Source organism: uncultured Lacinutrix sp., from assembly GCF_947500605.1.
Classification (GTDB): Bacteria; Bacteroidota; Bacteroidia; order Flavobacteriales; family Flavobacteriaceae; genus Lacinutrix.
In genome coordinates this window covers 234,581-251,115 of the sequence record NZ_CANMSJ010000001.1, presented here as the reverse complement: position 1 = coordinate 251,115, position 16,535 = coordinate 234,581, and the positions used below count along the sequence as shown (strand labels likewise).

Genomic DNA, 16,535 nt, shown 5'->3' with positions numbered 1-16,535 from the left:
ATGAAAAAACAACTTCTTGTTTTAGTATTATGCTTCTGTTCAATTCAGATGTTTTATTCTCAAGAGAATGATGGTGTTGTTGCGTTTAACCTTCCTATAAGAAATTCAATAACATTTAACCGTTTTAATATAAATCCAACCTTTAGTTTTGTACGCGAACAAAACAAATACATAAGTGTTTCTAATAAACGAGAATGGGTACAGTTTGACGATGCTCCTACTACTTATTTAGCGAGTTATTCGGGACGTTTTGGAGAAAATATAGGTGCCGGAGTTGGAGTTTTTCAACAAAACTATGGTGTATTAACCACTTTTGGTGGTGTTTTAAATTTTGCTTACAATATAAGATTAGCTAGAGACAGCAACCTTACTTTCGGACTTAATATAGGAGCTTATAAAAGCGGATTAAATACAGGAAGTCTAATTACAAATTTCGATGACCTTTCTATTGAAAATGTTCCAGAAAACTTTTTAGCTACTGTAAATCCTGGTATTAATTATGGAACTGGCTTTTTTGATTTTGGTGTCTCTCTAAAAAACATAGTCGCTTATAATTTTCAATCTTCTAACGTTGTCGAAGATAATCCTGAACAAGGCGTACAAGGCCATATTATGTATACAGGATACTTAACGTCAAGAGGTTTTTTCGACGAAAGTAAATTTACAACTTTAGTAAAATCAGAATTTAAAAAAGACGAAACTATTGTTTCAGCCATAATAATGCTTACCATTCCTAAAGGTATTTGGGCACAAGCTGGCTATAACTCTATTTATGGTGCATCTGCTGGTTTAGGTCTTAATATTTCTCCTCAAATTGCTATTGAATATAATTTTGAAAAAGCAATAGGTGATTTATCATTATTTGAAACCTCTCATGAAATTTCATTAGCTTATAGATTTAAAAACACCGAAAACTATAGATATAGCGGTGGTGACGAAGTTAGTAGTCTAATTTCAGGAAATAATAGAAAACGTAAGAAGAAGAAAATAACAAGAATTCAAAACGATAAAAAAGTAGTCTCTGAACAAAAAGCTAAAGAAGATGCTGATGCTCAAGCGACACTATTAGCTGAACAAAAGGCTAAAGAGGAAGCTGATGCTCAAGCAATACTATTAGCTGAACAAAAAGCTAAAGAAGAAGCTGATGCTCAAGCAGCACTATTGGCTGAACAAAAGGCTAAAGAAGAAGCTGATGCTCAAGCAATACTATTAGCAGAACAAAAAGCTAAAGAAGATGCAGATGCTCAAGCTACACTATTAGCAGAACAAAAGGCTAAAGATGAAGCTGATGCTCAAGCAGCACTATTAGCTGAACAAAAAGCTAAAGAAGAAGCTGATGCTCAAGCAGCACTATTAGCTGAACAAAAAGCTAAAGAAGAAGCTGATGCTCAAGCAATACTATTAGCAGAACAAAAAGCTAAAGAAGAAGCTGATGCTCAAGCTACACTATTAGCAGAACAAAAAGCTAAAGAAGATGCTGATGCTCAAGCGGCACTATTAGCAGAACAAAAGGCTAAAGAAGAAGCTGATGCTCAAATAGCACTATTAGCAGAACAAAAAGCTAAACAAGAAGCTGATGCTCAAGCAGCACTATTAGCAGAGCAAAAAGCTAAAGAAGATGCTGATGCTCAAGCAGCACTATTAGCAGAGCAAAAAGCTAAAGAAGATGCTGATGCTCAAGCAGCACTATTAGCTGAACAAAAAGCTAAACAAGAACAAGAATTTACACCTACTGATAAACTTGGAGAAGCAATACTTAGTATTACTAAACAAACTGAAAAATCTAAAACAACTCAAAGTGAATTGCTACAAAGATTTGATGATATAGTAGAAATTAAAAATAAAGATCTTCAAGATTTAAAAGAAGAAAACGATTTAAGTGAACAAGGTATTACCGTTAAACCAAAACCTTTTAAAAGTATAAGTGAAGAAAACAATGCTTTAAATGCAATTAAATCTGATTTAGAAAAGGTTATTAAAACTAGAAACGAAGAAATTAAAGCTTTAAAGAAGTTAGAAGAAGATAGTAAAGAATCTGGTGTTATAATGTTAGATAATGTTGAACTTTACTACAAAAAAACTATAAAACGCTTAGAGTCTGAACAAAAGGAAGCTATAAAAGCTAAAAACAAATTAGATAGAAAACTAGAGGATATTAATGTTTCTACAGAGTTTGAACGCAGAAGAAGAATTAAACGTGCTGCCTTCGATAATGAAGACGAGCGTTATACACAAGATAGAGATGCATTAAAACGTATAATAGAGAATACGGTTAAAAGTGCAGATCCATTAACGGTAGATGATTTCGATTTTGGAGAAGAACAAAGTGATAATATTCAAATTTTAGAGAACGTTAAAAATGTAGAAAGTGGATACTATTTAGTATTAGCTGTACATAGTGATGTAAATAAACGTAATGCCTTTTTAACAAAGGTTGTCCAATCTGGTTTTACAGATGTTAATTTTTTCTACGATATTAATTCTAGTAAATATTACATCTACTACGCTAAATTCGACAATATACAAGACGCTAACAATGCCCTAAACGCTAAGGGAAATCAAATATATAATATTAACATGTCAATAGTAAAAATAGAAAATTAATTAATTGTACTTTTTATTATCAGAATCGCCTAAGCTGATAATAGAACTGGAATAAAAATAAAATATCATGGAAAAACCTACTTTTTCTAAAATCGCCCTCATAGTATTAATACTATCTTTAGGCTTCACTTCTTATGCCCAAAACTTCGAACCATTTATTCCCAGATTCGATGATGATTTAAAGGGTGATATTGTTCTTATTGGTAACAATATTCTTGGACCAAATAACAATGCTTTTAATAACAATTCGGCTTATAACCATAATGTGGAAATGAACTATATTGATATTGATGGTGATAACACAACATTTAGTTCTTCTAGTGCAGATTTACTGATACCTAATCCAGATTGCTATCGTATAAAATACGCTGGTTTGTATTGGGGAGCTGTTAATCCAGGAACAGAATCGATAACAAATGTAAAATTTAAAGGTCCCGTAGGAGGATATAATGATATTCAAGGTACAATTATTTACGATGCTAACGGTAACTCTGTAGATGGTGGGAATAGTTTTTCTTATGCATGTTATGCAGATGTAACAGATATTGTTACGGCTTTTGGTTCTGTAACAGATTTAGGAACTTATACCGTTGCAAACGTATCATCTGGAGAAGGTGAAACAGCAAATTTCACACCATATAATGGAACTGGTCAATCTGCGGGTTGGTCACTTTTTGTTGTATACGAAGATCCTACATTACCAGGGAAATCAATTACAAGTTTTGATGGTTTTAGTGCAATAAGTGCCTCGCAAAACCCAACTGCAGACATTCCTATTAACGGATTTAGAACCGTTCCTGCTCCTGCTCCAGTAAGAGCTAATTTTGCATTTGCAACATTAGAAGGAGATAGCGCAATTACAGGAGATCAATTACTATTAAACGGTGTTAATTTATCTGCTACAGATCGTCCTGTAAATAATTTTTTCAACAGTTCTGTAACACAGTTAAACGCATTACCTGTTAACAATAGAATCCCGAACAGTACAAATACATTAGGATTCGATACAGGTGTTATGGTTATTCCTAATCCCGCAAACTCTGTAATTGCTAATGATGCAACCTCAGCGACAGTACGTTTAGAAACAAGTGGAGATACTTATTTTCAATATTTTTTCGCTTTTGCTGTAGAAATAATTGAGCCTGATATTGTACTTACTAAAATAGTAGAAGACGATGCTGGTAATGATATTGGCGGACAAACCGTAGGCTTAGGTTCTTCATTAAATTATGTTATTGGTTTTCAAAATATAGGAAATGATAATGCAACCAATTTTCAAATTAAAGATATTTTACCTGTTAATATTATCTTTAATTACCCAACAGACTTAGTGCTTCCTCCTGGTGTAACAGTAGCTAGTTACAACGTTATAACAAGAGAAATTGTTTTTGATATTGAAAACTATTTAGTCGAAGAAAATGATCCTTTATATGAAATTCGAATAGAAGTACAAGTTGTAGACAATTGTAACGAATTGGCCGATGCTTGTTCTAATATAATTAATAATCAAGCTTTTGCTACTTATAGTGGTTTCTTTAATCCTTCATTTCAAATTACAGATGACCCAAGTTTAAATAGTAATACAGGATGTTTACTAACACCTCAGGCTACTAATTTCCTAGCAGATTTAGATTGCGAATTTTCTCAAAACGAAATACTCTGTGGTTCTAGTTTAGAATTAACTGCAGCAGATGGCTACGATACTTACTCTTGGTCTACAAGTGAAACAGGAACTCCTGTAATAGGAACTAACCAGACAGTTACTGTTACTGCAACAGGCACTTATTACGTTTTTAATACGGCAATTGCTCCTTGCCAATCTATATCTCAAGAATTTATTGTTGAGCTTTTTGGTGGAAACATAGAAAATCCTGTTATTCCTTATGCAGACGAGGTTGTATCTTGTCCTAATGATGGTAAATTATTACCAAATATCTTTTTATGTGGTGCTAATGATTCTAGAGATATACAAACAAATATTGCTGGTGCAGCATCTATTATATGGGAACAATTAGACGAATCAAGTTGTGATGCTGTCTCCAATACAGATTGTGCTAATGAGGATAATGCTTGTGTTTGGAATCAAGTAGCAATAGGACCAAATTTTTTAGCCAATACTTCTGGACAATTTAGACTAACTATCAATTATTCTGGAGGTTGTTTTGTTCAATTCTATTTCAACGTCTATCAAAACTTATTAAATCCAACAGTAGTTGCTACAGATATTATTTGTACAACACCAGGAAGTATAACAGTTAACAATGTTCCTTCCGGTTATGAATATAGTCTAGACGATATAAATTACCAAGCCAGTAATGTATTTACTGTAAATACTCCGGGAATTTATAATGTTTATATAAGGCAAATTAATGTTCCTACAAATCCATGTGTATTTTCCGTACTAAATGTTCAAATTAGGGAACGCGATTTCACAGTATCTTCAGTTATTACACAACCTCTTTGTTATGGAGATAAAGGAAGTATACAATTAGCAGCTAACGATGTAGATCCTCAATATTCTTATACTTTATCAGAAAATGGTACAGTAATAAACAGTGTTGGTCCAATTTTAGAAAACACTTATGCTTTCGAAAACTTAAATCCTGGAACTTATACAGCTACTGTAGAAACCGAAAATGGTTGTATTTATACCGAAGATGTTACCATTATTGAACCTCCATTATTAACAGTAACTGCGGCTATTACAAATCCACTAACTTGTACAGAAGGAGAAATAACTGTTTATCCACAAGGAGGAACACCTCCTTACTTCTATTTTGTTAATAGTACAACAGATTTTCAAACTGTTCCAGAAATAATAGTTACAACTGGAGGAACTTATAATATTACTGTAGTAGACTCTAATAACTGTATAGCAGAAACAACTATTTTAATAGAAAATAATCCGGCTCCAGAGTATAACATTACACATACAGATGTTTTATGTTATAATGATACTACAGCAGAAATTTTAGTAAATGTTACAAACGCAAATGGTTATACTTTAGAATATAGCATTGATAATGGAACTACTTATACAACAAGTTCTACTTTTTCAAATTTAAGTGGAGGTGATTATCAAGTAATAATAAAATATACATTAGATGGTTCTGAATGTTTTACAACTGCAGAAGCAATTACCGTAAATCAGCCAGATGCGGCCTTAACTGCTACAGCTGGAATATCTGAACTTGCAGGATGTGGACCTGCTGGAGAAGGTGTAATTAGAATTACAAATCCTCAAGGTGGAACACCATTTCCTGCTCCTAATTATTATGAATATAGTTTCGATAATCAAGCAACTTGGACAACATCAAATGAAGCTTATGTACTTCCCGGATCATACACCGTTTATATACGTGATGCTAATGGTTGTATCTTTGTTATGCAGGATACTATTTTAGACCAAGAACCTCCTGCACCAACTATTGAAATAGGTGAAACTATTTTTAATTGTGATGGTTCTGGAAATGCAACAGTAACTGTAACTAACAATGGTGGTTCTTCTTATGAATATGATTATTACCTAGATGGTACACTTAACCCTAATACTACAAATCCAGAAACATTTACAAACGTTCCTTCAGGTTCGCATACAATTAGTGTTGAATATACATTATTAACCGTCCCTACATTTAGTAATTTACTTTACGAAACTTTTGGTTATGGTGTAGACACTACCTCTCCAGGAATTAACCCAACCTACTACTGTTTTGAACAGCAGGTAGCAGCAACACAATGTGGTAATACTCCAAATATCGATGATGGAGAATATACCGTTACTTCTAATATCGAATTTCCTTTTTGGTCATGGGTAAACCCAACAGACTATACTCCTGCTACAAATCCTGTAACTCCAAACGGAAGATATATGGTTGTTAATATTGGAGCAACAATACCAGCCTCAGAAGTTTTATACGAAAAGCAAATAAATGATATTATACCTAATCAACCAATACAAGTAGAATTTGCTGCAATGAATTTACTTAGAACTGGTATTGGTGAATTCGATCCTGATTTAAGAGTGGCACTAGTAGATGCTTCAGGCACAGAAATAGATTTCTATAATACTGGAAATATTCCTAAAACAGAAAATTGGATTGAATATCCTACTACTCCAATAACTTTAGATCCAGGAGCAAACACAAGTTTGAAATTCATTTTAAGATCTAATGTTCAACAAGTTACTGGTAATGATGTTGCTATAGATGATTTGAAAGTATTTCAACTTCCTCTTGCGTGTTCAACTGTAGTAGATTTCCCATTTATTATTGATTCTGGAAATGCATTTACAGCAGATATTACAGGAACTTCAATGGTAAGTTGTTCTGGCGCTGCTGATGGCGAAATTACAATTGCTGTTCAAAATTTTGACACAACTTTAGGTTTTCAATATTCTATAGATAATGGTACAACGTGGGTAACTCAAATGACGTCTCCATATACTATTACAGGATTAACAGATACAACTTATAATGTTCAAGTACGTTATGACGATACAGCTGATACTTGTACTTTCTCTTTTACAGAAACCATAGACACTCCTGGTCCATTAACTATTAGTATTACTAATACTGAAGTAACTTGTTTAGACGGAGCGACAATAACTGCAACTGCAACAGAAGGAACACCTGGTTATTCTTTTCAATTAATTGATACCGTTTCTCCTTTTACAGTAACAGATTTTAATAATGGTGTTTTAACTAACGTTCCTGCTGGTACATATACTGTTGAAGTAACTGATGCTTCAAATTGTACAGCATCGACAACACTTACTTTAGATGCTCCTATTGCTCCTACAGCAATAATCAGCACAACATCAGATTTCTGTTACGATACAGTAAACGAATCGACAATAGAAGTTACAGCTTCTGGTGGTGTTACACCATACCAATACAATATAAATGGAGGTGCTTTTCAAGATAGTAACATATTTAGTAATCTAACACCTGGAGCATACATTGTAATTGTAAGAGATGCTTTTGGCTGTGAAGTCACTCTAGATTCTGAAACTATAGAACCTCAACTATTGTTAATTACTGAAATAACTAAGGATTTAGATTGTACAACTTCTCCTGATGCTATAATTACTGGTAATATTAATGGTGGTTCTGCTCCATTTACTTACGCAGTTTCTGAAAACGGAAGTGCCTATACAGATTTAGGAACTACAGGTACACCTTTTACTTATACAGCAACAGCTGCTGGAACTTACCAATTTCAAGTTACAGATGCACAAGGTTGTATTACAGAATCTCAAGTTAATACTATTGATGCTATTTCAACACCAACAGGAACAGCTAACGGCATAGACCCACTTTGTTTTGATGATGCAAATGGAGAAATTCAATTATCTGCTGCAGGTGGTTCTGGAGGATTTACTTTCAGTTTTAATGGTAGTGCTTTTACATCTACTTCATTATATACTGGATTAAATGCAAATACAACTACTGCAACAACTACAGAGTACACATATCAAATACAGGATAGCAATAATTGTTTATCTCCTATTTATACAATTACTTTAAATAATCCAACCCAGATTATTGCTAACACTACACTGTCTAATAATACAAACTGTAGTACAACTACAGATATTACAGTAACTGCTACTGGTGGAACCGGAACTTATACTTATAGTTTTAATGGTAACACTTCTTATACAGCAACAAACACATTAACTGTAACAAATACAACTACAACACAAACAATTACTTATTCAGTAAGAGATGAAAATGGTTGTATTGTTAACGAAACTATAGATGTTCCTCCATTCAATCCTTTAACAGGAATATCTTTTACAGATTCTAATGTAATTACTTGTAATAACACCACTACAGATGTAACAGTAACACCTACTAATGGTATTGCACCATTTACTTTTGAGATAACAGCTCCTACAGCTGCAACAACAAACACTTCGGGTGCTACAAATGGTATATTTACGGGCTTAACTCCTGGTGATTATACATTTGAAATTACAGATAGTAATGGTTGTTCTATTAGTGCTTCACATACTATTGCTCCAGCTATTAATATTGCTGTAGCAGAAACAAACACTGATCAAACATGTTTTGGGTCTGATAATGGAACAGCTACTTTTACAATGACAGATGTTAGTAGTTTAGGAAACTATACTTATACATTATCACCTGTTGCAGGATCAATAATTCAAACGGATAATGAAGTTACAGTAACTAATTTACCTACTGGAACATATACTTTTAATGTTGTAGACTCTACTACAGGTTGTAATAGTTCTGTAACTATTACTATCGATCCAATAACAGAAATTACTTTTTCAGCGAACGCTAGTAATGTAAGTTGTAATACTACAATTTCTAATATCAGTTTCCCAACACTTTCAGGTGGATCTGGAGGTTACTCTTATGCTTATGTAACATCAGGTAATCCTGCACCAACCAATACAGATTATAGTACCTCAACAACTGTAGACACAAGTATTCTTGGGTTAGTAATCGACGTATATGTTATGGATAGTAATGGTTGTGTTGTCATGAATACAATAACTATTCTTAGTGATAATTTACCAACTGTTACTGCAACTGTAGATAACCAATGTACAGGTACAGGAAATAATTTTACAATTACTGCAACTGCAACAGGAGTTGCTACTTTAATGTACAGCATAGATGCAACCAATTACCAAACAGGTAATACATTTACAGTAACTACAGGAACATATACTATAACAGTAAGAGATGGAAACGGTTGTGAAGTAACAGACACCATAACTGTTAATCCGCAGTTAACGCTCTCTGCTATTTTAGATAAAGATATTACTTGTGTTTTACCAGAAGAAGCTCAAGTAACTTTAACAGCTACAGGTGGAGATGCAACTACTTATACTTATGCATATTCTACTAATGGTGGTACCACTTATACAAACATGCCTACTAATGTATTAAACACTAATACTTCAGGAAGTTATTTATTTATGGTTACAGATGCTAATTCTTGTACAGTTACAACAATAACTCCTATAGAAATTACTCCAGCAGTAAGCCCTGATATTACTGTAACCCAAACTGGATTTATTAATTGTAATGGAGAAGAGACAGGTGCTATTTCTATAACACCAGATACAACACTTGGTCAAGCACCATTTGTTTTTGAAATATTTAATACAACAACTTCTACTTCTTATGGTTCTCAAACTTCGGGATTACCTGCAGGCAATTACACTATAACTGTAACAGATGCAAGAGGTTGTACTGAAGTAGAAACTATTATTATAGCACAACCAGACGCAATTATTGTTAACCATTCAACAGTTCCAATTACTTGTGATACTACAAACGGTATATCTCAAGGATCTGTAATTGTTGACAGTGTTTCAGGTGGTACTGGACCTTACAACTATTTTGTAACTGGTACAAATGGTTATAATGAGGTTGAACTTAATAACATTGGAGACACATCTACTACTTTCGACGTTGTTGATTTTGGTTTATACCAAATTAATGTTGTGGACACTAATGGATGTTCGGTATTAATACAAGATGTATTGGTAGCTTCTCCTCCAGATGATTTAGATATTAATATTAACACAACTGCAGACTGTACTATTGGTGGAGAAGCTGTTGTTACCGTAAATACAGCATTAGCTGGTTCAGGGCCTTTTTACTTTGATATCTATAATGGTACTATCCCTTCTCCTCCACCAGGAGGAACATGGCAATTAGAAACATCACCTGGTTCAATAACTTTTACAGGTTTAACTACTGGTGTTACTTATACTTTTATTGTTTATGATTCTCTTACAGGTTGTACATACTTTGAGACAGCCGACACTCCTATTCCTACAAATTCGACTTTAACTGTAAGTTCAGAAAGCTCGAATAATATTACTTGTACAGGAAGTGCAGATGGAAATGTTTCTTTTACTATAAACAATCCAGAAACTAGTGCTATTGACGTTAATTTTGAAATATTTGATTCATTATCGCAAGTAACAACAGGTGTAAATGGTAACGGAACAGTACCTGCAGGAGGCTCTCTTCCTGTTACCAACTTAGGTCCTTTACCTTTTGGAAACTATTATGTTTTAATTACTGAAACTTCAGGTGCTAATACTGGTTGTAGTATTGTAAGTACTTCTCCATTTAATATTACAGAGTCTGCTTTCCTTTTAAACTTAACAGCTTCTGTTTCTTCAAATGAAAATTGTAATGATTTAGGAGTAATTACTGCAATAGCAAGTGATGGTACAGCACCTTATCAATATCAAATTTTATTAGATACCGATCCAGCACCATTAGCTTCAAGTACTGCTTGGGCATCACCTAACACTTTTACTATAGCTGCAAATGGATATACTGTTTATGCCATAGATGCTTACGGTTGTATTAGAGATTTTGACGTTACCTTGATTAGAGATGCAGAACCTACAATAGATGCACAAACTGCACCTTGTTATGTTGGCACTCCAATAACAGTAACTATTAGTGGTACTACTACAATAGGTAGTCCGCTTTACAGTATTAACGGAACTACTTTTGTATCAAATCCAGATTTCACTATATCTTCTCCAGGAACGTATACTTTATATATTCAAGATGGAAATGGTTGTGTAGCTTCAACGCCGTATATAGTAAATGATCAATTATTATTAAATGCAGCTTTAACAAGTGCTTTAGATTGTACAGTAACACCAGATGCTGAAATTACTTTAACAGCTACGGGAGGTAACACTACTTCTTATTCTTATGAAGTGTCTACAGATGGTGGTACTACATATAGTACAATGGCTTCGAATGTTTATACAACTTCAACAGCAGGTTCATATACTTTTAATGTTACAGATGCTTCAGGTTGTACTTCTACTACAACTTATGTATTAGATCCAATTCCAACTACAACTTTTACTACAGCAGAAACTAACGTAAGCTGTAATAGTGGTAGTGATGGTTCTATAACAGTAACTACAACATCTTCAACAGGTCCTTTTGCTTATCAATTAGACTCAGGAACTCCACAAAGTTCTAATGTGTTTAACGGGTTATCTCAAGGAACCTATACTATAACTGTTATAGATGCTAATTCTTGTACTATCTCAAGTGGACCAATTACAATAAGCGAACCTTTAGCATTAACTGCTACAAATTCTGTTTTAGCTACTACTACTTGTGATATTGAAACACTTATTACTGTATTAGGTCAAGATGGTACACCTACTCCGTCTGGTGAATACTATTACGATTTTAATGGTACTGGTTTTTCTACAACAAACACGTATATTGTTAACAATAATGGTAGCATACAAACTATTAATTATACAGTAAGAGATGCAAATGGATGTGAGGTTACAGGATCTGTAACAGTTAATCCATTAGATTCTCCTTCAGATTTAGATTTCTCTGCAACTGCAATTACTTGTTTAGTTAATACAGCAGATATTACTTTAACTGCTACGGGAGGTTCTTCAACATTAACATATGAGATAATAGCGCCAGCATCTGCAACAGCAAACACTACAGGTGCTACAAATGGTATTTTTACAGGACTTACTGCAGATAGTTATACATTTCAAGTTATAGACGCTAATGGATGTACTTACCAAGAATTATATGTTTTAAATGATGTTGAAAACATAAATGTTAACGGTCAATTAATAAGCGATGTTACATGTAATCCAGGTGCAAATGGTGAAGTATTATTTACTGTAGCTAATTTTGAAGGAACATACAGTTACTCTATTAATGGTGGTACAGATGTTACGGGACAAACCAATTCAACAATTACTGTTACCGGATTAACTGGTGCAAGTACACAAACCATTGTTGTTACAGATGAAGCAACTGGATGTACAGCAACCACAGCTATAAATGTAGAGCAATCTGCACCACTTAGTTTAGTCGCTAATCCTTTTATTAATGCTAATTGTAATACTGGTGCTCAAGTAAGCGTTACAGCTTCTGGTGGTAACGGTTCTTACAGTTATTCATTTGTAGTAAGCGGAACACCAGCAGGAACATATTCTAGTTCAAATACAGCCGTTCTGGATCCTGCAGTATCAACTACATGGGATGTTTATGTACAAGATACTAACAGTTGTGTTATTTCAACACCTTTAACAATAACTATCGATACAGATCCTATTCCAACTGGATTAACAGTTACCGGCTCTCAATGTCCAAGTGCAACAAACGATTACTCTTTTACAGTTAATGTTGCAACAGGTATTACACCTTTCGAATATAGTATTGGTAATGGTTTTCAATCAAGTCCAACGTTTACAGTAAACGCTCCTGGTACATATAACATAACAGTTCAAGATGCAAGTGGTTGTACAAATACAACAACCTATATTATTGAAGATCCAGTAGCATTAACACTAGCTGCTGTATCACCAAGTTGTAGTGATGATGATGGTGAAATTACTGTTACAGGTTATGGAGGAACAGGAAACTATACTTATACAATAAACCCAAATCCTAGTTCTATAACATTAACAGCAAATGTATTCTCTGGTGTACCATCAGGAACTTATACTGTTACTATTACAGATACAACAACATTATGTACTAAAGATGAAACAGTAACTTTAGACACTGCAACTCCAGTAACATTTACTGCTACAAGTAACGATGTTTCTTGTAATGGAGAATCTAATGGTACAATTACCGTAGACTTACCTGCTAGTAATAATAATCCAATTTATACTTACGAAATTACAGCTCCAATTATTGTAGCACCACAAAACTCAAATATATTTACAGGATTGGCTGCTGGTACTTATACAGTACAAGTTAATTCTGGTAGAGGTTGTTTTGCAACAGATACTATTACAATAGCTGAGCCTAATATTATTGTTGTCTCTGCTCCTACTGTGTCTCAATATATTTGTACTACAGATACTAATGCAATTAATTATGCATCAATTACTGTAACCGGTGTTACAGGAGGTTCTGAAACATATACTATATATGAGTTCTTAGAAAGTGGAACTGTTGTACAGTCTGGTACTAGTAATGTTTATACAGAGTCGGATGCAAATGGAGGAACTTATACTGTAAATGTATACGATGATAATGGTTGTTTAGGTACAACTGCTTCAGCAGTAACTATTAATCCATATATAGATTTAGACACTGTAGATGCTACTGTAGATAATGCTATTACTTGTACTAATTTAGAAGACATTACAGTAACAGCAACTACAACAGGTGGTACTGCTACAAATTTAGAATATACTGTTGAAGATGTAAGTGGAACCGTAACAGGTGGTATTTACAGCGAAACAAATACAACTGGAATATTTACAGGATTAGATATTGGAAACTATATTATTTCGGTAACAAACTTAGATACTGGTTGTACTTTAGAAACTGTACACTACGTAAACAATCCAAATACTTTTAACCTTATTGTAGATTCTGTTGTCGACGTTACTTGTTTCGATGATAACAATGGTAGTGTTAATGTAACATTTGTAGATGAGGTTGTTACAAGTACAAACCCAGATCAATCAGGTCCTTTTAACTATACAATTGTTGATAATTCTGGTACAACAGTAGACTCAGGAACAACTGCCAATGCAGGTCCTGTTACTATTACAGGATTAGTTGGTGGAACTTATACTATCAATGCAACGTTAGCATCTAGTCCTTTTTGTACAGTAAGTCAGAATTTCACTATTACAAGACCTACAGAAACACTAGCTCTTACAGCTACAGAAACATCAAACGTAACTTGTGATAATAATCAAGGTATTATTAATGCTGTTGCAACAGGTGGTTGGGGAAATATAGAATATGAATTAACAGGAGATGCTACTGTAGCTTACTCTACAAATGGAACATTTACTGGTCTACCTGCAGGTACTTACACTGTTAACGTTAGAGATGCACAAGGTTGTATTGTTTCAGAAACTGTAATTCTAGCATTACCAACGCCAATAAGTGCAACTTACACTGCTAGTTCAAATACACTATTGTGTTTTGGAGATCAAGATGCTACTATTACTGTTAGTAATGTAACTGGCGGACAAGGTAGTAATTATACTTATACATTAAATAGTTCGTCTCCTTCTGTTACTAATTCGGGACCACAGACATCTAATGTCTTTAATAATTTAGCTGCTGGAACTTATTCTGTAACTATTAACGATGGTTATAACTGTGAAGCTACTTCAGTAAATATTATAATAAACGAACCTACGCCAATACAAGCAAGTTTAGTAAATTCTAGTACACAGCCTTGTCCAATAGCTTACGAGTTAACACTATCTGCTGCTGGAGGAACAGGAATATATACTTATAGTGATACAAGTAATTTTGCTAATATTTTAGGAACTTTTAATACCTCTACAACAATTGCTGTAACTCCTGGAACTTATGAGTATTATGTAAGAGACGCCAATGGTTGTATCGCCATTGTTTCTAATGAAATTACTATCGATACACTTCCGGAATTAGTTATTAATTTACAAAGTGATAATCCTACTATTAATTGTGCAGGAGATAATAACGGTAGTATAGTTGCTACAGCTCAAGGTGGTTTAGGTAACTATACTTATACTTTAGAAGATAATCTTGGAAATACTATTGCTACAACTACAGATAGTCCTGCTAGTTTTACAGATTTATTTGCTGGTACTTATCAAGTTAATGTAATAAGTGATAACTGTATTACAGAGTCAAGTACAATTACTATAACAGAACCTAGTGATGCATTACAAGTTGATTTTGAAGCTACAGATATTACTTGTAGCGGAAGCAATAATGGCGTTTTAGTAATTACTGCTACTGGTGGAACTGGTATTATAAAATATGCTATCTCTCCACAATTAAATCAGTTCTTTGAAACTAATGTTTTCGAAAACTTATCGGCTGGTACTTATCAGTTTATTGCTCAAGATACTCAAGGTTGTTATTATACAGATTCATTTACAATTGTAGATCCAGAGCCTGTTTTAATTCAAATTGTAGCAGATTCTTTATTTGCTGAAACTTGTGAAGGAGAACTTGATGGTGCTTTTAGTATAGATATAACAGGTGGAAGTCTTCCTTACAGTGTTAGCTTAGACGATTTTAATGGAACTTATACTATTGGAACAGCAACACAAACAATATTTAACTTTACAGACTTAAACGGTGGAGATCACATAGTTTATATTACAGATGCTGTTGGTTGTGAGTCTCAATGGAATATAACTTTCCCAGAATCGGTAAGAATAAATCCTACTTTTGAAATAGAATATTTATGCGAGAATGATGTACTTACTAATACTGTTACAGTTTATGTAGATGAAAGTATTACAGATACAAGTGTACTAACTTATTCTTTAGATGGTATTGGCTCTCAAACTAGTAATATCTTTCAAAATGTTGATAGTGCAAATGGTGCTCAACATTTTATAGAAGTTTCCCATATAGACGGTTGTGTACAGTACACAGAATTTTTCAATATCGAAAACTATCAACCACTAAGTTTAATTTTAATCGAAGGTGATGAACCTGGTGAGATTATAGCGCAAACAACAGGTGGTACTGGAGATTATACTTATACTTTTAATAATACTAACTATGGTAGTAGTAACGAATATGTAGTTACAGAAGCTGGAGTTTATACCATAATTGTTACAGATAGTTATGGGTGTCAAGCAGAAGAAAAAATTAATATAGAGTTATTAGGTCCATGTATGTCTAACTACTTTTCACCAAATGGAGATGGCATAACAGATACTTGGGCTCCAGGTTGTGTTGAAGATTTTCCAAATTTAACTTTCGATATTTTCGATCGCTATGGTCGTAAAGTGGCTACTTACAAAGTAGGTCAATATTGGGATGGTAGATATAACGGAACCGAATTACCAACAGGAGATTATTGGTACGTAGTGAAAACGAATAGCTCACTATTAGACAAAGAATATGTTGGACATTTTACACTTTACAGGTAATAATAAA

At 33.7% G+C, this 16,535-nt stretch carries 2 protein-coding genes; both read left to right on the top strand.

The genetic code is table 11. The annotated features are described in order from the left end of the window. Positions 1-2,604, top strand: coding sequence for a PorP/SprF family type IX secretion system membrane protein (locus tag Q0935_RS01135; RefSeq protein WP_299381656.1), 2,604 nt, complete (start codon positions 1-3; stop codon positions 2,602-2,604). 67 nt (positions 2,605-2,671) lie between these two features. Next, the gene (locus tag Q0935_RS01130) at positions 2,672-16,528 is read left to right on the top strand and encodes a T9SS type B sorting domain-containing protein (RefSeq protein WP_299381653.1); all 13,857 of its coding nucleotides are present in this window, start codon (positions 2,672-2,674) and stop codon (positions 16,526-16,528) included. Positions 16,529-16,535 lie beyond the last annotated feature (7 nt).

What these genes read in the sequence shown, in the direction of transcription:
- Q0935_RS01130 (WP_299381653.1), top strand. Translation starts at nt 2,672, where the DNA reads ATGGAAAAACCTACTTTTTCTAAAATCGCCCTCATAGTATTAATACTA.
- Q0935_RS01135 (WP_299381656.1), top strand. Translation starts at nt 1, where the DNA reads ATGAAAAAACAACTTCTTGTTTTAGTATTATGCTTCTGTTCAATTCAG.